The sequence below is a fragment of the Bradyrhizobium sp. USDA 326 genome, assembly GCF_049739485.1.
Taxonomy (GTDB): Bacteria; Pseudomonadota; Alphaproteobacteria; order Rhizobiales; family Xanthobacteraceae; genus Bradyrhizobium.
In genome coordinates this window covers 3,081,461-3,102,345 of sequence record NZ_JBMGQA010000001.1, presented here as the reverse complement: position 1 = coordinate 3,102,345, position 20,885 = coordinate 3,081,461, and the positions used below count along the sequence as shown (strand labels likewise).

16 protein-coding genes and 1 pseudogene are annotated in these 20,885 nt (G+C 64.5%); 10 read left to right on the top strand and 7 right to left on the bottom strand.

Translation table 11 applies throughout. The annotated features are described in order from the left end of the window. Window positions 1–53 precede the first annotated feature (53 nt). The 3 genes from ABIG06_RS14755 (at window position 54) to ABIG06_RS14745 (ending at window position 3,718) form a co-directional block, all read left to right on the top strand. Window positions 54–863: a creatininase family protein gene (locus ABIG06_RS14755; protein ID WP_370137330.1), complete on the top strand. Its 810-nt coding sequence runs from the start codon at window positions 54–56 to the stop codon at window positions 861–863. A gap of 139 nt (window positions 864–1,002) precedes the next feature. Next, on the top strand, window positions 1,003–1,266 hold the full coding sequence (locus tag ABIG06_RS14750; RefSeq protein ID WP_370137328.1) for a hypothetical protein: 264 nt from the start codon (window positions 1,003–1,005) through the stop codon (window positions 1,264–1,266). Window positions 1,267–1,783: 517 nt separating this feature from the next. Then, a complete protein-coding gene (locus tag ABIG06_RS14745) occupies window positions 1,784–3,718 on the top strand; it encodes a carbohydrate porin (RefSeq protein WP_370137327.1) in 1,935 nt (644 codons plus the stop codon). Between the two features lie 215 nt (window positions 3,719–3,933). Here the strand turns inward: ABIG06_RS14745 and ABIG06_RS14740 are convergent. Further along, window positions 3,934–6,010 (bottom strand): annotated as a pseudogene (locus ABIG06_RS14740) (methyl-accepting chemotaxis protein). A gap of 243 nt (window positions 6,011–6,253) precedes the next feature. Between ABIG06_RS14740 and ABIG06_RS14735 the strand changes: the two are divergent. After that, a complete protein-coding gene (locus tag ABIG06_RS14735; protein WP_124162817.1) occupies window positions 6,254–7,549 on the top strand; it encodes a hemolysin family protein in 1,296 nt (431 codons plus the stop codon). Window positions 7,550–7,596: 47 nt separating this feature from the next. On the opposite strand, the gene ABIG06_RS14730 is transcribed toward ABIG06_RS14735, so the two are convergent. The 3 genes from ABIG06_RS14730 to ABIG06_RS14720 all read right to left on the bottom strand — a co-directional run bounded on the left by ABIG06_RS14730 (window position 7,597) and on the right by ABIG06_RS14720 (window position 10,814). Continuing rightward, window positions 7,597–7,836: a PilZ domain-containing protein gene (locus ABIG06_RS14730; protein ID WP_124162816.1), complete on the bottom strand. Its 240-nt coding sequence runs from the start codon at window positions 7,834–7,836 to the stop codon at window positions 7,597–7,599. A 97-nt stretch (window positions 7,837–7,933) separates the two neighbouring features. Beyond that, on the bottom strand, window positions 7,934–9,559 hold the full coding sequence (locus tag ABIG06_RS14725) for an FMN-binding glutamate synthase family protein (protein WP_370140845.1): 1,626 nt from the start codon (window positions 9,557–9,559) through the stop codon (window positions 7,934–7,936). Window positions 9,560–10,040: 481 nt separating this feature from the next. Beyond that, entirely contained in the window at window positions 10,041–10,814 is a 774-nt protein-coding gene (locus ABIG06_RS14720) for a ferredoxin--NADP reductase (protein ID WP_370137324.1), read from the bottom strand. 372 nt (window positions 10,815–11,186) lie between these two features. Here ABIG06_RS14720 and ABIG06_RS14715 point away from each other — a divergent pair, with 372 nt between their 5' ends. Then, window positions 11,187–12,116, top strand: coding sequence for an ATP-grasp domain-containing protein (locus ABIG06_RS14715; RefSeq protein ID WP_424578305.1), 930 nt, complete (start codon window positions 11,187–11,189; stop codon window positions 12,114–12,116). Window positions 12,117–12,493: 377 nt separating this feature from the next. On the opposite strand, the gene ABIG06_RS14710 is transcribed toward ABIG06_RS14715, so the two are convergent. Continuing rightward, window positions 12,494–12,694 (bottom strand): hypothetical protein, encoded by a 201-nt coding sequence (locus ABIG06_RS14710; RefSeq protein WP_370137319.1) that lies wholly within the window; start codon window positions 12,692–12,694, stop codon window positions 12,494–12,496. Between the two features lie 747 nt (window positions 12,695–13,441). Between ABIG06_RS14710 and ABIG06_RS14705 the strand changes: the two genes are divergently transcribed. The 5 genes from ABIG06_RS14705 (at window position 13,442) to ABIG06_RS14685 (ending at window position 19,619) form a co-directional block, all read left to right on the top strand. Next, entirely contained in the window at window positions 13,442–14,443 is a 1,002-nt protein-coding gene (locus ABIG06_RS14705) for an NADP-dependent oxidoreductase (protein ID WP_370137318.1), read from the top strand. Between the two features lie 167 nt (window positions 14,444–14,610). Continuing rightward, a complete protein-coding gene (locus ABIG06_RS14700; RefSeq protein WP_370137316.1) occupies window positions 14,611–15,465 on the top strand; it encodes a cysteine rich repeat-containing protein in 855 nt (284 codons plus the stop codon). A gap of 186 nt (window positions 15,466–15,651) precedes the next feature. Then, a complete protein-coding gene (locus ABIG06_RS14695; RefSeq protein ID WP_370137314.1) occupies window positions 15,652–16,791 on the top strand; it encodes an FAD-dependent monooxygenase in 1,140 nt (379 codons plus the stop codon). Continuing rightward, a complete protein-coding gene (locus ABIG06_RS14690) occupies window positions 16,788–18,401 on the top strand; it encodes a benzoate-CoA ligase family protein (protein WP_370137312.1) in 1,614 nt (537 codons plus the stop codon). Before ABIG06_RS14695 ends, ABIG06_RS14690 begins: the two co-directional genes overlap by 4 nt. 276 nt (window positions 18,402–18,677) lie before the next feature. Beyond that, window positions 18,678–19,619: an IS110 family transposase gene (locus ABIG06_RS14685; protein ID WP_370134307.1), complete on the top strand. Its 942-nt coding sequence runs from the start codon at window positions 18,678–18,680 to the stop codon at window positions 19,617–19,619. Between the two features lie 70 nt (window positions 19,620–19,689). On the opposite strand, the gene ABIG06_RS14680 is transcribed toward ABIG06_RS14685, so the two are convergent. Both ABIG06_RS14680 and maiA read right to left on the bottom strand, forming a co-directional pair. Beyond that, window positions 19,690–20,202, bottom strand: coding sequence for a MarR family winged helix-turn-helix transcriptional regulator (locus tag ABIG06_RS14680; protein ID WP_370137310.1), 513 nt, complete (start codon window positions 20,200–20,202; stop codon window positions 19,690–19,692). Further along, window positions 20,192–20,824, bottom strand: coding sequence for a maleylacetoacetate isomerase (gene maiA / locus ABIG06_RS14675; RefSeq protein WP_370137309.1), 633 nt, complete (start codon window positions 20,822–20,824; stop codon window positions 20,192–20,194). Before maiA ends, ABIG06_RS14680 begins: the two co-directional genes overlap by 11 nt. Window positions 20,825–20,885: the final 61 nt, after the last annotated feature.

The window sequence follows — 20,885 nt, the reverse complement described above, 5'->3', positions numbered from 1 at the left end:
GGCCCGTGTCCCCTGATACCCCAAATTACGTGACAAATTCGGGCAAAGAAACCTTGAAGACGCTCTCCCGCGACTGGATCGATATCGACTGGGCCGATGCGGGGCCTGCGGAGGTGTCGCGCTGGATCGCGGTGCTGCCGCTGGCGGCGACCGAGCAGCACGGTCCGCATCTGCCGCTCACGACCGACGTGCTGATCGCGCGGGCCTATCTCGCGCGCGTACGCGAGCTACTGGCTGAGAGCATTCCCGCCGGATTTCTTCCGGTTGAGCCGGTCGGGATCTCCACCGAGCATATCGACTATCCGGGCACGCAGACGCTGCCGACCGAAATTGCGCTGAAGAAATGGACAGGGATCGGCGAGGACGTTGCGCGCCGCGGCGTGAGGAAGCTCGTCATCGTCACCAGCCATGGCGGCAACAGCGCGGCGATGATGCTGGTGGCGCAGGACCTTCGCGCGCATCACAAGCTGTTCGTGGTGACGACGTCATGGTCGCGGCTCTCAGGCGCGGACAGACTGTTCCCGGCCGAGGAAGTGCGCCACGGCATTCACGGCGGCGCGGTCGAGACCTCGATCATGCTGGCGCGCTATCCGGACCAGGTGCGCATGGACGCGATCGCGGATTTCCCCGCGAGCAGCGTCGCGATGGAGAAGCAGTATCGCTGGCTCTCGACGCAGCGCCCCGCGCCATTTGCCTGGCAGGCGCAGGATCTCAATCCCAGCGGCGCGGTCGGCAATGCGACGCTGGCAGTCCCTGAGAAGGGGGAGCAGCTGCTCGATCAGGGTGCGCGCGCCTTTTGCGAACTGCTGAGCGAAGTCGATAACTTCGACGTGAACAGGCTCGCCAAAGGCCCTCTCGGCTAGCCGACATCCTCCTGGATTCATTCGGGAAAGATCGAATCTCCGCGGCAACATTTGCGATCTTCGAACCGGATGCGAGGAGCGCCCGTCCAACTGGGCACACGGGCCACAAAGGACCGCCTCAACCCGGATGGAGTTTCAAATGTCGATCAAGACCAAGATTGCCGCCGCAGCCCTCGCCGCCCTCGCCCTCACCGGCAGCATCGTGTCCACCACCTCGCAGGCCGAAGCCAAGCAGCCCGGCTGGGTCTGGGGTGTGGGCGCCGGCATTGCCACCGCCGCCGTCGTCGGCTCCGCGATCGCTGCCAGCAACGACCCCTATTATCACGGCTATCACCGCTGCGGCTGGGTCGCCCAGTACAACGCCTTCGGCCAGTACGTCGGCCGCGTTCGTACCTGCTACTGATTTGAGTATCTGAGGCCGATCTCCCACGTGGATTCCGCGTCCCGACACGGGCGCCTCATCCACCCCGTGTCGTGCCCCCGACCCCGCCCGGCTGTCCCCCCGGGCGGGGTCATCCATATTTTGAATCCCGGAGCATGATCCGGAAAAGTGCGCCGCGGTTTTCCGAGAAGATCGTGCTCAAACAATAGCCTAAAGCGCGACGAGCACTCTCCTAAACCCATCCGCGCTTTAGGCAGTTGTTGCACCCCCGTCACAAAGCAGTGCGAAGCATCCACCTGCAACGATCTGCTCAGTTGCAATTGCAAATTAATAGCAATAAGCCTTGCAACGGACTCGGGAACTTGGGACTAAGGTCGCGTCGGATCGCGTGGACGACCGGGGCCTGATGACAGGGGTGCCGCGAATCGGCAGTGATATCGCGGCAGATGGAATACATTCGCGTTTGGGGGCGTGCGTTTTGACGTTGAGAGGTCACCGTTACAGGTACTTGCGGACGGCCACGGCAATTGCCGCGGGCATGGTGGCTTTCCCCGCCATCGGCCAAACGGCTGATCTGCCGCTGAAGGCCCCGGCCTTGAAGGCGGTCTATGACTGGACCGGCCTCTATATCGGCGCGCATGTCGGCTTCACCCGCGGCACATCCGCGGCGACTCTGGCCGATCCCACGGTCGCGACCGACGATCACGTGTTCAACGGCATGACCGGAGGCGTCCAGGCCGGCTACAATTGGCGCCTCAATTCAGGCTTCCTGCTCGGCGTCGAAGGCGATATCTCCTTCCCGAACTACCTCCCATCCAATCACGTCGTGTCATCGGCGGCGACCGCGCTCTCGAGCGCGGAGGAGCGCTGGGACTATGTCGCGAGCCTGCGCGCGCGGCTCGGCTACGCCAGCGGCAACTGGCTGTTTTACGCGACGGGCGGCGCGGCGTTTGCCGGCGAGCGATTTCTCTCGACGCCGACCGGCGGCGTTGAGGAGAAAGTGCTGCACACGCGATTCGGCTGGACTGCCGGCGGCGGCGCCGAATACGCTTTCGCGCCGCACTGGAGCGCGCGGCTTGAGTATCTCTACAGCAAGTTCGAGAACGCCAGCGTCACCTTCCCCTCCGGCGGGCAATATTCGTCGTCGATGGATTTTCACAGCCTGCGCATCGGCCTCAATCGCAAGATCGACTGGCCGGGCGTGCCGACCTACGAGCCGAAATCCGACGTCACCGACACCGAATCCAGCCGCTGGGAGATTCACGGCCAGTCGACCGTGCTCGGGCAGGGCTACCCCGCGTTCCACGCGCCTTATACCGGACCGAACAGCCTGCTGCCGTCGCCGGACTTTCAGCAGACCTGGAGCAATTCGCTCTATCTGAATGCGCGGCTGTGGGACGGCGGCGAGGTCTATTTCAATCCCGAGCTGCTCCAGGGCTTCGGCTTCAACAACACGACGGGCGCCGCGGGCTTCCCCAACGGCGAGGCGCAGAAGTCCGGCTTCCCCTATCCGCACTTCAACGCCTCGCGGCTGTTCGTGCGGCACACCTTCGGCTTCGGCGGCGAGCAGGAGGAGCTGGCCAGCGGCCAGCTTCAGCTCGCCAGCAAGGTCGACGTCTCGCGTTTGACCTTGCAGGTCGGCAAGTTCTCCGTGGTCGACGTGTTCGACGGCAATGCCTACGCGCATGATCCGCGCAAGGATTTCATGAACTGGTCGATCTGGGCGTCCGGCGCCTTCGACTATGCCGCCGACAAGCTCGGCCTCGGCTATGGCGCTACCGCCGAGTTGAACCAGAAGCAATGGGCGCTGCGCGGCGGCTACTTCCTGATGGATGCCGTCTCCAACTCCAACAATTTCGACATGAATATCGGCCGTCGCGGCGAGTACGTCGCGGAGCTCGAGTTGCGCTATTCACTGTTTGGCCAGCCCGGCAAGCTGCGCACGCTCGGCTTCGTCAACAGCGCTTTCTCCGGCAGCTATCGCGAGACGCTGGACAATCCCGCGTTCGGCGTGGATATCAGCCAGACTCGCCGCGGCCGCCTCAAATACGGCTACGCGCTCAATCTCGAACAGGCCATCACCGACGATATCGGCATGTTCGGTCGCTGGAGCTGGAACGACGGCCACAACGAGATCATGGCCTTCACGGACATCGATCGCAGCCTGTCCGGTGGCGTTTCGGTCAAGGGAGCGAGTTGGGGCCGGCCCGACGACGTCGTCGCCATTGCCGGCGCCGTCAACGCCCTGTCGCAGGATCATCGCGATTTCATCGCCGCCGGTGGTCTCGGCCCGCTGATCGGCGATGGCCGCCTCAACTACCGTCGCGAACGCGTGCTGGAGACCTATTACGCCTACGCGCTGAACAAGGCGCTGACCTTCACCGCCGACTACCAGCTCATCGTCAACCCCGCCTACAACGCCGATCGCGGACCGGTGTCGGTGTTTTCGGGGCGGCTGCACGGCGAGTTCTGAGCGCAACGCGACTGCGGTGCGCGCGCCTCGTCCTTCGAGACGACCGCTTCGCGGTCTCAGGATCAGGCTAAGCAGCATCGGTGCCAACGGATATTGCTGCCGCGCACCCCACCCTCATCCTGAGGGCCCGCCGTAGGCGGGCGTCTAAGGATGCGCCGCTGGGAAGCTGATCTTCAAATGCGATTGCGTCCCCGGCAGGAAGAGGTGTTCAAATTCTACGCCGCGCGGATCGCGTCGAGGAATTTTCCGACCTCGACCTTGAGGCGGCTGCTCTCACCGGACAGCGATCTGGCCGACGCGAGCACGTTGGAGGAGGCCGATCCGGTCTGGCTCGCGCCGCGCTGCACATCGACGATGCTGGCGGAGACCTGCTGGGTGCCGCGCGCCGCCTGCTGCACGTTGCGTGAGATCTCCCGCGTTGCCGCGCCCTGCTGCTCGACCGCCGAGGCGATTGCCGACGCGATCTCGGACATGCGTGTGATGGTGTCGCCGATTGCCTTGATGGCGCCGACGGAGTCCTCGGTCGCCGTCTGGATCCCCGAAATCTGCTGACTGATCTCGCCGGTGGCCTTGGCGGTCTGCTCGGCCAGCGCCTTGACCTCGGAGGCGACGACGGCAAAGCCGCGGCCGGCCTCGCCCGGCGCGCGCCGCCTCGATGGTGGCATTGAGGGCGAGAAGATTGGTCTGACCCGCGATCTGGCTGATGAGCTCGACGACGTCCCCGATCCGGCCCGCGGCCCTGGCGAGCTCGCCGACATGATCGTTGGTCCGCCCCGCCTGCTGCACCGCCTCGCCGGCGATGCGCGCGGAATCCTGAACCTGACGGCTGATCTCGTCGACCGACGAGGCCATCTCCTCGGCCGCCGCAGCGACGGTCTGCACGTTGGTGGAGGCCTGTTCGGAGGCAGCCGCGACGGTCGCGGTCACCTTTTCCGATTGCTCGGCCGTGCTCGTCAGCGTTCCCGCGGACGCTTCCAGCTCGGAGGAGGCCGACGAGACGGTGTTGATGACGTCGCCGATCATGGCTTCGAACTCGCGCGCGATCTGGTCGACGCGCTGGCTGCGCCGGAGCTTCGCCTCGGCTTCGGCCGCGGCCGCCTCGTCGGCGGCCTTCTTGGCTAGCAACGAATCCTTGAAGTGCTGGAGCGAGCCCGCGACCTGGCCGATCTCGTCGTTGCGGCCGGTCGCCGGGATCTCGACATCATGCTGCCCGGCGGCGAGCGCTCCGATCACGTCGGCGATCCGGCCGAGCGGCGTCACCACGCGCCTGCGCAGCATCATGGTCACGCCACCGAGCGTCCCGAGCAGCGCCAACACGGCGACACCGGCGAGCGCGAGCATCGCCAGCGCGCCGTCGCGCGCGGCCGCGGCGCGCTCGCCTGCTTCCGCCAACGCGGCGTCGCGTACGCCGTAGAACATTTGGATGGCCGGCACGATGACCTTCGCCAGCTCGTCGGCGGTGGCGCCGTATTTGCCGTCACTCCGCGCCGCGGGCATCTCCTTGTCCACGGCAACCGCAGCTCGTCCGAAATAGGATTCCGTCGCCGCCTTCAGCGCGGCAGCGATGCGGGAGGGATTTCCGAGCTGGTCGATACCGGCCTCGATGCGCTCGCGGTCGGCCTCCACGCGTCCCTGCATGCGGTCCATCAGCGACAGTTCAGCCGCGGTGAGCGGGCGGCGTGCAGAGAGCGCCGGGGACAGCGTGGCCGCGCGACTGCCGGCCGAAACGCGCAGATCCTGCGCCGTTCGCGCCAGGCTCAACAGCGCCGCAAGCGAGGAATCGGCATTGATGATTTTCGCCTCGAGCCGGTTCATGACCGGTTCGATGTGGCCGATGACCTCGGCAACGCCGGGCAGGAAGCCCTTCGTCGCGGCGCTGTCGCGCGCCGCCAGGGGAACGCTCATCGCGCGATCTGCCGCGGTGGTGATCTCCTTCAACCGTCGCGCAGCACGGTCGAGATTCTCGGCAATCGCGCCGCCGTCGTCCAGCACCATGACGGCGCGCCTTGCGGCCTCGAAGCCGGCCTCGGCAGTTTTCGCAGCCTTGGTGGCGACATCGAGCTGTGCCTGCGTCGCAGCGCCTTCCTGGAAGATAGGTCCGATGTAGGGAGCGCGAAGGCTGGCGACGTGCTGGCTGGCCATCAGCGTCGCACCAAAGGCATCGACGGTCTTGATCGCATCGGAGCGGTTCGTGAAGATTCGGGTCTGAGGGATCAGCACCTCGGCGCCAAGGATGACTGCAAATACCGTCACCGTCAGCATCGACAGTGCGAAAAGCTTCCCGACCCGCATCCTGATTTCCCCGAATTTATTTCTGCAATGTCGAAAATCTAGCGGGCGGCCACTAAGGGAGCGTTAAGCAACGTCCGTAGTTCCGCTGAGTGTCAGGTTGTCGCGGAGGCCTCGGGAACATTGCCGGACGCCAGTTCCCTTCGGTGCCCGAATGCGCGGAATTGGCAGCATCTCCTCACCGAATACCTATATCGAGATGGCTTGGCGTCATCTGTGACACACTTACTTACCTCCGGAAGGTCAATGCTCTCGCTCGAACTCGTCATCGTCGTCATCCTGATCGTCATCAACGGTTTGCTCTCGATGTCCGAACTGGCCGTGGTCTCGTCACGTCCGGCGCGGCTGTCGCTGCTCGCGGCCAAGGGCGTGCGCGGCGCCGAGCGGGCGCAGACGCTGGCAGCCGATCCCGGCAAGTTCCTGTCGACGGTGCAGATCGGCATCACGCTGGTCGGCGTGCTCTCCGGCGCGTTCTCGGGCGCGACGCTCGGGCAGCGGCTGACGCAATGGCTGCTCGAGCTCGGCCTCTCCAAGGGCATTGCCGACATCGTCGGGGTCGGGCTCGTGGTCACGCTCATCACCTATGCGACCTTGATCGTCGGCGAGCTGGTGCCGAAGCAGGTGGCGCTACGCGATCCCGAAAGCATCGCGGTCCGCGTCGCGCCCGCGATGCACACGCTTGCGAAGATATCGCTGCCGCTTGTTTTTCTGCTCGACCTCTCCGGAAAGCTGATCCTCGCGCTGCTCGGCCGCGGCGGCAAGACGGAGGAAAAGGTCTCGGAGGACGAGATCCATCACCTCGTCCGTGAGGCCGAGAGCGCGGGCGTGCTCGAGCCTGGAGAGAAGGAGATGATCGCCGGCGTGATGCGGCTCGGCGACCGGCCGGTCGGCGCGGTCATGACGCCGCGCACGGAGGTCGACGAGATCGACCTGAACGACGATCCGGCCGCCATCCGGGAGATCATCGCCAAGAGCCCGCATTCGCGCTTTCCCGTCTGCGACGGCGACCGCGACAAGCCGATCGGCGTGCTCCAGGCCAAGGACCTGCTGGTTGCCTATATGGACGAGCGCACGCCGGACCTGCGCGCGCTCGTGCGCGAGGCACCGGGCATTCCGGTGTCGGCAGATGCGCGCGACGTGCTGACCATCCTGAAAGCAGCTCCGGTTCACGTCGGACTCGTCTACGACGAATACGGTGCCTTCGAAGGCATGGTGACGGCTGCCGACATCCTCGAGTCGATCGTCGGCGCCTTCCATTCCGAGGCGGGGCCGCCGGAGCCGGCCTATGTCAGGCGCGCCGACGACTCGCTGCTGATCTCCGGCTGGATGCCGGTCGACGAATTCGGCGAGCTGCTCGGCGTCGAACTGCCGCCGCACCGCTACAACACGGTGGCGGGCCTGGTGCTGCAACAGTTCAACGCGCTGCCCAACGCCGGCGACGCCTTCGACTTCCGCGGCTGGCACATCGAGGTGGTCGATCTCGACGGACGGAGGATCGACAAGATCCTGGCAACCCGGCGGGGCGAGCAGGCAGCGGCGTGAGTTGAAATGGCCGTCGTCCCGGACAAGCGCGCGTCACGCGGCGAGCGTCATCCGAACCTCACCCCGATCCGCTTTTCCTTGCGCCAGACCACGGTGCAGGACAGATGCGTTCCGTCGGCCTGCACGAACAGAGTGAAATACTGGGGGATGCCGACTGGGCTGGTGACGTCGAGTGCGGCGCCGGTATCGGAGAGATTGCGAACGGTACAGTCGATCGCACCGCCGCCGAACTCGATGGTTCCGGCCTTCAGCACGCGGTGCCTCGATTTGCTGCGTCGCTCGTCCATGGGCGCAATTTACACCCAAAGCTGAACCAACCGTTAAGCCCACCCCCCGCTCGCGACAAATTTGCGGCCCGCGTGCCTGCCTGCCGCGGCCGGCATCCTACGGCGCCGGCTGGAACGTCTCGGCGCGCGCCATCCGCCAGGCGTCGCGGAAGCGCGGGTCTTGCGTGCCTTCGAGCAGCTCGCCCGGGCGCAGCGCCGGATAGAGCTGCGCGAAGGATTGCACCTGGGTCGTCGACGTCCGCTGGCTGAAGTGAATCGGGCGCAGCTGCTGCGGATGTTCGAGGCCGGCCGCGGCAATGAGCTCCGTCAGCGAGTGCAGCGTCGCATGATGGTAATTTTTTACGCGGTCGATCTTGAGCGGCACGTAGAGCGCGCGCGCCCGCGTCGGGTCCTGCGTCGCTACCCCGGTCGGGCAACGGTCGGTGTGGCAGCTCAGCGACTGGATGCAGCCGAGCGAGAACATGAAGCCGCGTGCCGAATTGCACCAGTCGGCGCCGATCGCCATCGCGCGGGCCATGTCGAAGGCCGTCGCGATCTTGCCGGAGGCGCCGATCTTGATGCGGTCGCGCGCATTGATGCCGACCAGCGCGTTGTGGACGAAATTGACGCCCTCGCGCATCGGCATGCCCAGATGATCCATGAACTCCAGCGGGGCCGCACCGGTGCCACCCTCATTGCCGTCCACGACGATGAAGTCGGGATAGATGCCGGTCTGAAGCATCGCCTTGCAGATCGCCAGGAATTCCCAGGGATGGCCGATGCACAGCTTGAAGCCGGCCGGCTTGCCACCGGACAGGCGGCGCATCTCGGCGATGAACTGCATCATGCCAACCGGCGTCGAGAACGCGCGGTGCGAGGGCGGCGAGATGCAGTCCTCGCCCATGGCGACGCCGCGGATCTTGGAGATCTCCTCAGAGACCTTGGCCGCCGGCAGCACGCCGCCATGACCGGGCTTGGCGCCCTGGCTGACCTTGAGCTCGACCATCTTGATCTGGTCGTCGCTGGCAACGCGCGCGAAAGCTTCGGGATCGAAGCTGCCGTCAAGATGGCGGCAGCCGAAATAGCCCGAGCCGATCTCCCAGATGATGTCGCCGCCCATCTCGCGGTGATAGGGGCTGACGCCGCCCTCGCCGGTGTCGTGCGCGAAGCCGCCCTTTTTGGCGCCGGCATTCAGTGCCCGCACCGCATTCGGGCTGAGCGCGCCAAAACTCATCGCCGAGATGTTGAACACCGAGGCCGAATAGGGTTTTGCGCAATCCGGCCCACCGATCATGACACGGAATTTCTCCGTGGCATGCGCCTTCGGCGAGACCGAGTGGTGCATCCACTCATAGCCCTCGCGGTAGACGTCCTCCTGGGTGCCGAACGGCCGCTTGTCGAGCTCCATCTTGGCGCGCTGATAGACCACCGCGCGGGTGTCTCGCGAGAACGGCATGCCATCCTTCTCGCTCTCGAAGAAATACTGCCGCATCTCGGGCCGGATCTCTTCGAGCAGGAAGCGGATATGCGCGGAGATCGGGTAGTTGCGCAGCACCGCGTGGCTCTTCTGCAGGAGATCGCGGACACCGAGCAGCGTCAGCGCGCCGAAGATCAGGATCGGGACCAGCATGATGTCGAAGATCTTGCGATCCGCGAGGCCGATGCCGATCAGGAGCGCGGTGACCACCGCACAGATCGTCAGCACGATGAAGCGCGGCGAGAACGGCAGCAGCAGGGTTTCCATGACCCCCTCTTCCGCCAGCGGCAGGCGTTTGGGGGATGAGTGTTGAGGCGATTCCCGCGTCTTGTTGTCGTCGGCCACGATCCGATCCTCTCGCCAGCATGAGGCGGTACGATACGCCTGCGCCTGTCATACGGATATGACGCGGCCCTTGTTTCAGGCTAGCGAATTCGGCGGAGACAAATCAATCAGCCGATGGCGGGCTGCTGCACTGCAGCAGAAGTGTCGAGAGGAAGCAACGGCGGGCCGCAGGGCCCTCATGGGTTGCGAGGGGGCCACTCTGGATACCACAAGCTCAGCTGACGCTCCGGGCAAGCGCGAGTCCGGCATCCACATCAACGGGATTTTGACGACTGGAGGAAAGCTGTCACTCCGAGCCTTCGCATAACCACGGCCTGTGGTTATAGGTCCCCGATCGGCGCTTCGCTTGTCCGGGACGACGAGTTGAGTGTGGCGCGCGATCACGCCACTTCTTCAACGGAGCTTACCGCTCGACGAAGGCCTTCTCGATCACGAAATGGCCGGGCTTGTTGCCGGAGCCCTCGATGAAGTCGCGGCTCTCGAACATCACCTTCAGCTCTTCGAGCATCGCCGGGCTGCCGCACATCATGATGCGGTCGGTTTCGATATCGAGCGGACCTTGGCCGATGTCGTTGAAGATCTGCTCGGAGCTGATGAGGTCGGTGATGCGGCCGCGGTTCCTGAACGGCTCACGGGTCACGGTCGGATAATAGACGAGCTTGTCCGCGAGCAGCTCGCCGAACAGCTCATCCTCGCGTAAGGTCGCGACGAGCTTCTCGCCATAGGCGAGCTCGGAGACCTGGCGGCAGCCATGCACCAGCACGATCGACTCGAACTGGTCGTAGACCTCGGGATCCTTGATCAGGCTCGCGAAGGGCGCGAGGCCGGTGCCGGTCGAGAGCAACATCAGCCGCTTGCCGGGAAGCAGATTGTCGGTGATCAGCGTGCCGGTCGCCTTGCGGCCGACCAGGATGGTATCGCCTTCCTTGATCTTCTGCAGGCGCGAGGTGAGCGGGCCGTCCTGAACCTTGATCGAGAAGAACTCGAGCTGTTCCTCGTGATTGGCGCTCGCCATGCTGTAGGCGCGCAGCAGCGGACGGCCGTCGACTTCGAGGCCGATCATGGCGAACTGGCCGTTCTGGAAGCGGAAGCCGGTATCGCGGGTGGCGCGGAAGCTGAACAGCGTGTCGGTCCAGTGGTGGACGGAAAGAACCTTCTCTCGGTAAAACGCGCTCATGATTCTCGATTTCCGAATAACTGCGGTTTTGGGCAAAAGCGTTGCCCCGCCCTGGAAGCGGGGCGGACACCATTTGCCATGGCGGAGGATTTCGCCTGTGTGATCTACGCCATTGAGACCAATAATCAACCTCGTTCCGGATGCAATTGATGCCGGTCAAACCGGCATTTGCGGCAGAACTGGTCACATCATTCAGAAATCTGCTGCCGGGCGCATGAGGGAGGCAATTTCTTTTCCCTGCTGGGCTGGATTGAAGCACTTAATTTCCGTCGCGCTCGCGAGAATTTCATTAAGAATAGCTCTGAATTTCATCCCCATTGGCGCCGATTTCCGCATTTTTGCGGCTTTCGGCGACAGGAACGACGAAAGACCATGGCAGGCGGCGAGCGAATCTTCGTTCAGGCGATCAGGCGCTATTGCGCGGAACACGACATCGCAGTCGATGTCCGCGCCAGTGGCTGGCTGATCGCGATGCGCAGAGGTGCGAGGTGCCGCTTCGCCTTCGGTTACGACATCGGACTCAACAGCGCCATCGCCCACCGCCTCGCCAACGATAAATCGGCCACCGCCGAGGCGCTGGAGATGGCCGGCGTGCCGTGCGTTCCTCACCACCTCTTACTCAATCCGAGCATGGGCGTGCACGTCGCCGGGACCGATTGGCGCCAGGGCATGCTGGCACTGCTCGCCCGGAATCCGCAAGGCGTTGTGGTGAAGCCGAACGAGGGCACGTCCGGACGCGCCGTGTTCAAGGCGACGAGCAGCGACGAGCTCGACCGCGCCATTACCGAGATCTTCTCGTCCGGCCTTGGGCTGGTGATCGCCCCCTATGTCGAGATCGAGGAGGAAGTCCGCGTGATCGTGCTCGATGGCAAGCCGATGATCGTCTACCGCAAGGAGCGGCCGTCGGTCGTCGGCGACGGCATGCAGACGTTACGTGAGCTGGCGAGCGCGGCGGGACGGGACGGACGTCTGCACGAACTCGCTGCGCGCGAGCTCAACGCCATCGTTCCCAAGGGGGAACGGCGCCTCCTGACCTGGCGGCACAATCTCGACGCCGGCGCAAAGCCGATCCTCCTCGATGAGGGCGAGGTTCGGGCTGACTGTGCGAAGCTCGCCATCGACGCCGCAAACTTCATCGGCATCACCTTCGCCTCCATCGACGTGGTCCGGGTCGATGGCATCTGGCGCGTGCTCGAGATCAATTCCGGGGTGATGATGGAGGCGCTCGGACGGCTCCATCCCGGACTGGTTCAGACGACCTATGACGCGGCGCTGGATCGCATTTTCGAGACATCCCTCTGAACTGCCGGCGCCAATTGCCGTATCGCGCGCGAGCGCGCGTCGATTGAAATGGAACGAGGCCCGGAATACCGAGCCTCGCCGCCATGGCAACTGCGTTTGGGTTTCAGAGAGAAGCCGCCAGGCTCGAAGACGCTATTGGAAATCCTGGACGTGTCGGTTGCGCCAGCGCAAACAATGGTAACCTGCGTCAACGCGCATTCGGCGATTGCTCGCAGGAGCGTCCCGACTTCGGAACTACTCTCCGCACGCTAGATCAGGCACGCGAGATAGACCACCGCCCCGCTGAGGACGGCTGCGACTGACCACAACGCCGGGTCGAACGACTCGGCGACAGCTCCGGTCTCAGTTCTGCTCTTGCGCATTGCGAATCCTCCGGATCAGCGGACGGCCACGGCGGCCGAGCCGCCCAGGACCACCGGCTTTCCAGTCTTGAATACGGCTGCCCGCTCGACCGCCGCGGCTCTCGTGTCGTCGTGGAAAGAAACGGCAATACCGGCGACGACCGCTGCAACCAGCAATGCGACGATGACGATCTTCGAATGGGTGGCGCGGTCGGCGCTATAGATCGAATGATTCATCAGGCCTCCGAACTCCATCCATCAGCCCATTGTCCAGCGGAGCTGCCGGCCTCGCTAGCTCGCGTCGTATCTTAGGGCGATTTCCCTAAGTAGTTTGACGGATGACGATTTCAGCCAAAGGTTGAGCAATATCAAGGTCGCCTCGCCTCGTTCGGAGGAAAGAGAGCAGCACAAGGCGCCGCCCGGTCGGTCGCGACCGGAGACGAAATCCTCTCGTATCGGCAACTTTCATTGTCTCGAACTGCATCGGGCAAACGGAGATGAATGAAGCGCACCAATTGGCTCTGGCGATGTTTGTATTGGCCTGCACAGCCATGACGCTCGTTGCGGGGCAGCTCTACATGGAGCAGAGCGTGGATACGAAGCCCTCTGCTCCCAGACACACGCAGACGGTGTCGCTGGGCACTTCGACGCCAGCGGAGGCGCGCAGTCGCACAAGGCCGGACCTCGTCATGGTGACGCGGCCGTGACGAAGACCGCCGCTGCTTTTTTTGGGCGCCGGCTGAATCGCCCCTTGCCCTGAACGCTTCCCCGAGTTGCAGCGGCACGTTCAGGCGCTCGCCCGTGACGCGAGACTTGTCCTTGCGCCTTGTGGCGCTTTGCGCGTGGTCTTGTTGGCCGGATGTTCCCGTTGTGAAATGGAACGCGGCGATCTAGCTTTCACGCGGCGCACGGCACATGCGGCTTGCACGTTCTCCTTGCGACAGCTGCATCAACAATTGCCAGACACACGAAGAAGGGAACGCGATGAGCGGCAACATCAATCGCCAGATTCTTTTGGTGGAGAAACCCGGCGGCAAGCTCGGTCCCGAGCATTTCAAGATGGTGGAGAGCGCGGTGCCGGAGCCGAAAGACGGCGAGGCCTTGCTGCGCGTCCGATACATCTCGCTCGATGCCGCCAACCGCGCCTGGATGCACGGCGCAACCTATCGTTCCGCCGTCGAGGCCAACAGCGTGATGGCCGGCGGCGCCATCGCCGAGGTCGTCAGCTCGAAGGCGCCCGACCTTGCGCCCGGCGACGTCGTGTTCGGCGACACCGGCTGGCAGGAATATGCCGCGGTGCCGGCGAAGCATCTCACCAAAATGCCGAAGCTCGAGCCGATGACGCATCTGCTCAGCGTGTTCGGCATCGCCGGTCTCACCGCCTATTTCGGCCTCCTGGAGATCGGCAAGCCCAGAGAGGGCGACACGGTCGTGGTCTCCGCCGCTGCGGGCTCGGTCGGCTCGATCGTCGGGCAGATCGCGAAGATCAAGGGATGTCGCGTTATCGGCATCGCCGGCGGCGCAGACAAGTGCAGGTGGCTGACGTCCGAGCTCGGCTTCGATGCCGCGGTGGACTACAAGGACGGCGCCGTCTTCAAAGCGCTGCGCGCAGCGGCTCCCAAAGGCATCGACGTCTATTTCGACAATGTCGGCGGCGACATTCTCGAGGCCTGCCTGCCACAGATGAACAACTACGGCCGCATCGCCTGCTGCGGCGCGATTTCGCAATATGACGGCCCTCCTGCCGCGCATGGCCCTCGCGGCGTGCCCGGGCTGATCGTGGTGAAGCGGCTGACCATGCAGGGCTTCATCGTGATGGATTACATGAAGGAGAGCCAGCGTGCGCTCGCCGACCTGCAGGCCTGGGTGAAATCCGGCAAGCTGAAGGTTCAGGAGGACATCATCGACGGCTTCGAGAACACACCGAAGGCGCTGATCGGACTGCTCGCGGGCGAGAACCGCGGCAAGCGCATGGTGAAACTCTAGCGCCGCCCTCGCTCCGCCGTCTTTGACCACAATCTGCTTGCGATGGCGGACAAAGCGTCCATGATGTCTTGCATCGCATGGCTCGCGACGATTGCAATCACATCACCTTTTTCGGAGCGTCGAACGGCGGCTCGAACGCTCGACCTATAGGGCAGGAAGTCATCCATATGTTCGAGATATTGAAGCATGGCGCCACGCGCGCTGCATTGCTGGCGTCGGCGCTGTTCGCAACTGCAGCACCCATCTTTGCGCAAGCGCCGACCGATGCGCAGAAGAGCGCGATCCGGTCGGCGTGCCGCTCGGATTTCATGACGCACTGCTCGAGCGTGACGCCGGGCGGCGTGGAAGCGTATCAATGTCTGAAGAAGAACGAATCGAGCCTGTCATCGGGATGCCAGACCGCGGTCCGCGCCGTCGAGCCCGCCGCGGCTCCGAAGACCGAAGCCGCTCCCGCAGCGCCGAAAACTGAAGCTGAAGCTGCACCCAAGGTCGAGCCGACGCCTGCCGCGCCGAAGCCCGCGGCGCCCAGCGTGCCCTCCACTGAACCTGCCAAGCCGGCCTCGACCTCCGCCGCGCCCAAGGCTGCTTCCGCCAAGCAACCGAGCAGCGCGCAGGTCTCCGCCGTCAAGAGCGCCTGTCGGTCCGATTATCCAAAGGTCTGCGCCAGCGTCCCGCCGGGCGGCGCGGCTGCGCTCGAATGCCTGGAGAAGAACAAGGCAAGGGTCTCACCGTCCTGCCAAGGTGCGCTGAGCGCGGCATCCGGCGGTGCGGCGGCCACAGCGGCGCCTGCAGCTGCCGCTCCCGCGGCCGCCCCCGCCGCGGCGCCGACCACGATCGTACTGCGGCCATTGCTGCCGCGCGAGGAGCTGTTCATCGTCCGGTCGGCCTGCGGCGCCGACATCCGCACGCTCTGCACCGGTGTGGCGCCCGGCGGCGGCCGGATCATGCAATGCATTTCCAACCGGGCGGCGTCGCTCTCGCAGGCCTGCAGAGACGTCCTCGCACCGTTCGCGGCGAGGTAGGCGCTTGTGGCCAAGCCGCGGCTGTTTCTTTATGGTGGCGCCTGACCGATCGGAGTTGCGTCGCACGCAGCTTTGGATCGCGTTTCGGCTCGCCGCGCGTGGCCAATAATTCCGCTGGCGCCGGAGGCCGGAGCACATTAGTCTAGCCCTAGATAGTAAGTATACTGTCAATTGGGGAGGTAGACGTTGCGGATCGCCGTGATTGGCGGGGGGCCGGGTGGGCTCTACTTCGCCTATCTCTGGAAGAAGCGTCATCCCGAGGATCAAGTCGACCTGTTCGAACAGAACCCGGCCGACGCGACCTGGGGATTTGGCGTTGTGTTCTCCGACCAGGCGCTGGAATTCCTGCGCGCCGACGACCCCGAAACGGTCGATGCGATCGCCCCGCACATGGAGAGCTGGGAGAACATCACGCTGAACCTGCATGGCGACAGCGTCGCCATCGACGGGGTCGGCTTCTCCTCGATCGGGCGCCTCGAGCTCCTCAGGTTCCTGCAGCAGCGCGCGCTCGATGTCGGCGCCACGCCGCGCTTCGATACGCAGATCCAGGCAATCGACCAGCTGAACGGCCATGATTTGATCGTCGCCGCCGACGGGCTGAACTCGCTGGTGCGCCGCGCCTTTGAAGGCGACTTCGGCACCTCGTTGTCCTACTCCTCCAACAAATTCGTCTGGTACGGCACCTCGAAACGTTTCGACACGCTGTCGCAGACGTTCGTGCGGACCGACCGCGGCGCCTTCAACGCCCATCACTACCGCTATTCGCCGACCATGAGCACCTTCCTGGTCGAGTGCGATCACGCCACATGGCAGGCCTATGGTTTCGCCTACAAGGACGTCGAGCAGTCCAAGGGGGTCTGCGAGGAGGTGTTCGCCGACACGCTTGGCGGCCATTGCCTCATCTCCAACAAATCGGTCTGGCGCAACTTTCCCTGGGTCTGGAACGAGCACTGGTCGTTCAAGAACATGGTGCTGCTCGGCGACGCGCTGCATTCGGCGCATTTCTCGATCGGCTCGGGCACGCGGCTCGCAATCGAGGACGCGATCGCGCTGGTCAAGGCGCTGGAGTCGGATGCGCATCTTGCGACCGCGCTGCACCGCTACCAGGCCGCGCGCAAGCCCATCGTGCAGAAGCTCGTCGATGCCGCGCGCACGAGTGCGTTCTGGTACGAACACTTCGCCGAGCACATGAAGCTTCCCCTGCTGGACTTCGCCTACAGCTACATCACCCGTTCCGGCCGCATCGACGTTTCCCGGCTACGCGCGATGTCGCCGGCCTTCATGGCCCGCTACGAGGCCGCCAGGAATGCCGGAGATACGCCATGAGCAGCGAGATCCGCGACCAGGTGCCTGCGGACAGCCCGGGCGCGCGCGAGATCGGCATTGCCGTTCCTGAAATTTACAACGCCAGCCGCGTGCTGTTCGACAATTTGGCCAAAGGCCGCGGCAACAATCGCGCGCTCATGGGTCCGGCGGGCACGCGGACCTATGCCGAGCTCTGCGGCGAAGCCTGCCGCTGGGGCAACGGTCTTGCCTCGCTCGGCCTCGAGCGCGGCGATCGCGTGCTCTTGTTCCTCGACGATACGCCGGCCTATCCGGCCGCGTTCTTCGGCGCGGTGCGGGCCGGCTTCGTGCCACTCCTGATCAACACGCTGACGCCGCCAGACCTCCTGCAATTCTATCTCGCCGATTCCGGCGCGACTGTCGCGGTCGCGGATGCCGAGTTCGCGGCGCGCTTCAATGCGGAAGCCTGCAAGGACACGAAGCTCCATACGCTGATCGTCGTGAATGGTGCAGTAGGCGAGCACGCCGCGCCCGCGGCGTTCGCGGCGGCAGGCTGGCTCGCGCAGTTCCCGCCCGAACTGGCGGAAGCTCCGACGCATCGCAACGAGATGGCGTTCTGGATGTACTCCTCCGGGTCGACCGGGCGGCCCAAGGGCATCGTGCATCTCCAGCACGACATGGCCTACACCGATGCCGCCTTTGCGCGGAACGTGCTGAAGCTGACGCCAGATGACATCTGCTTCTCGGTGCCGAAGATCTTCTTCGCCTACGGCTTCGGCAATTCCGTGACCTTCCCGTTCTCGGCCGGCGCGGCGACACTGCTCTTGCCGGGCCAGCCGAAGCCTGCATCGATCTTCGCGGCGATCGAACAATACAAGCCGACCGTCTTCTTCGGCCTGCCGACGCTTTATACATCGCTGACAAAGGCCGAAGGCGCGGACAAGACGAATTTCTCGTCGCTGCGCATGGCGCTCTCCGCCGCCGAGGTGCTCTCGGCCGAGGTCTTCAACGGCTGGAAGACGCTCACGGGACTCGAGATCGTCGAAGGCCTCGGCTCAACCGAGGTGCTCCACATCTATCTCTCCAACCGCGAGGGGCAGAAGAAGCTCGGCGCCGCCGGCCTGCGCGTGCCCGGCTACGAGATCGCGCTGCGCGACAAGGACGGAAACGAGGTCGGCGACAACGAGGAAGGCATCTTGTGGGTCCGCGGCGATTCCAACACGCCGCTGTACTGGAACCGGCCGGACAAGTCAGCGGAAACCATTCGCGAGGGCGGCTGGATCTACACCGGCGACCGCTTCGTCCGCGATGCCGATGGCTTCCACTTCTTCCGCGGCCGCGCCGACGATCTCATCAAGATCTCCGGCCAGTGGGTCTATCCGCTCGAGGTCGAGCTGTGTCTCGCCGACCACCCCGACATCCGCGAATGCGCGGTGTTCGCCGCCGAATTGCCGGACCGTCGCATGACGCTGAAGGCGGTGGTGGTGATGAACCGCCGCGCCGTCGATCCAAGCGAAGCGACGCGCCGATTGCAGGACTATGTAAAAGGCAAGCTGCTGCCGTACAAATATCCGCGCGAGGTGATTTTCATCGACGAACTGCCGAAGACGGGCACGGGCAAGATCGACCGGCAGGCGTTGCTGCGGATGTAGGGCGACGGCTCGGCCGTAGCCGCGGTGCTGTGCCCCGGACGCAGTGCAGCGCGAAGCGGTGCGCTGCAGAGCCGGGGCCTAGACTTCAGCGCCGCGCGTCCAATGTCCTGGGTCCCTGTGTCTGGGAAGTCTGGCATGATGATGGTGGGCGGGAAGCCGTTGGGTCCTTGGCGCTTGACGCCGTGAGCCGGCTCGGTCTCCCGCCCGTTCCATCTATCAACCTGAACAGTTGCACGAGGCTGCGTCAACAGACCTCGCATCACAGGGACAGGCACCGTGATCATATCCTCTCGTTGCGTCGGGATCGACATCTCCAAACATCACCTTGATATTTTCGATGAGGCCATCGGCGTAGCGGAACGCATCGCCAACGCGCCACAGGCCATCACACAGCTGGTGGCGCGTTGGCGATGTGATGCGCTGATCGTCTTCGAGGCTACGGGGGTCTATGACCTCGAGCTTCGGGAGGCCCTGCATCGGGCCGGCATCCGCTTTGCCCGGATCAATCCGGCCCGTGCCCGCGACTTTGCCCGCGCCAGCGGCCAGCTCGCCAAGACCGATCCGATCGATGCGCGGATGCTGGCGGCCTTTGCCCGCGCCATGAAGCCCGCCACCGAGCAGGCCGCGACGCCTGCTCGCAACACTTTGGCAAGGCTTGCAAAACGGCGGGACCAACTGGTTGCCATGAGGGCCCAGGAAAAGAACCGCCGCAGCGAAGCCGAGGACCGCGCCATGGTGGAACGCATCGCTCGCCTCATCGAGGTCCTCAATGATGAGATCGCCGAAATCGACACTGAGATTCATGCGCTCGTCAAAGCCGAACCGGAGCTTGCCAATGATGCACAGTTGATGCGCTCGGTGCCCGGCGTGGGACCCGTCGCTTGCATGCAACTCCTCACCCAGATGCCCGAACTTGGGCGTCTCGGGCCAAAGGAGGTGGCCGCTCTTGCCGGCCTGGCTCCCTTCAATGTCGATAGCGGGGCTTATCGTGGCAAGCGCAAGATCGGCGGCGGACGAAAGCGCGTCCGCGACGCCCTCTACATGGCTGCTCTCAACGCCGTTCGTCGCGCCGATCACTTCAAAATCTTCTATGACCGGCTCCGTCTGGCCGGCAAACCAGCAAAGCTCGCCCTCATTGCTGTCGCAAGGAAGCTGCTGACCATCCTCAACGCAATGCTGCGCGACCGAAAACCCTATAAAATCGCACCATCAACATAACAGTTGCCGGCTCTCCGCAGCAGCGCAAGAGCGCTGCAGCGCGTCCGGGACACGAGACATTGGCAGCCCCTCACCCGCCCTTCCCCAGATGCTCCAGTGCATCCTCCGCCCGCAGCGGCACCCGCGAGGCCTCGTTGTTGAGATCGACCAGTTGCGTCAGCAGACCCATCAGCGTCTGGCGGTCGGCGGGCTTCAGCGGCTCCAGCATGCGCGCCTGCGCGCGTTCGACGGCGGGGATGATCTCGCGCAGGATCGCGGCGCCCGACTTGGTCAGATACAGCAGCTTGATCCGCTTGTCTTCCGGCGCCGGCTTGCGCTCGATATAGCCCTTGGCTTCAAGCCGCTCGATCACGCTGCCGAGCGTGGAGCGGTCGAAGGCGATCACCGCCGAAAGCCGCGTCGCGTCGATGCCGGGATGGGTATGGATCGCGATCAGCGCGGCATATTGCACGGGGGTGAGATCGAACGCCTTGCACTCCTCCATGAAGATCGAGACCGCGATCTGCTGCATGCGCCGGAACAGATAGCCCGGCGCGGCATAGACCGCGTCGATCGTGATCGGAGGGGTAGGCTTACTCGGCATCGGGCTGCTTCTCCGGTGCGGCATCGGCGAAGGCGGGCAGCGCCTTCGCCGCGGCCTCGGCCTTGAGCAGACGCGGATAGGCCGAGACATCGACGCCGAAGCGGCGCGCATTGCCGAGCTGCGGCACGAGGCACAGATCGGCAAGCGTCGGCGCATCGCCGAAGCAGAATGGGCCCGGTTCGTCCCTGATCAGCGTCTCACAGGCCGACAGGCCCTCGCGATTGACCCAGGCCGCCCAGTCCTGCACCTTCTCCTCGGACAGGCCGAGCTCGCGCAGCCGCGCCAGCACTTTCAGGTTCTGCACCGGATGAGTGTCGCAGGCGATCGCCAGCGCGAACGCCCTTACCTTGGCGCGGCGGAGCGGATCCTTCGGCAGCAGCGGCGGATTGGGGTGCGTCTCGTCGAGCCATTCGATGATCGCCACCGATTGGGTCAGCACTGCTCCCACATCGTTCTCCAGCGACGGCACCAGGCCTTGCGGATTGATGGCGAGATAAGCGGGCGCGCATTGCTCGCCCTTGCGCAGATGGTGCGGCAGATGCTCGGCGCCGAGCCCCTTCAGGTTCAGCGCGATCCGCACCCGATAGGCGGCGCTGGAGCGGAAATAGCCGTGCAGCTTCATGGAGAGCCTCCCATATTTCTTGTCGTTCCGGGGCTCGCGACGCGAGAACCCGGAACCTCGA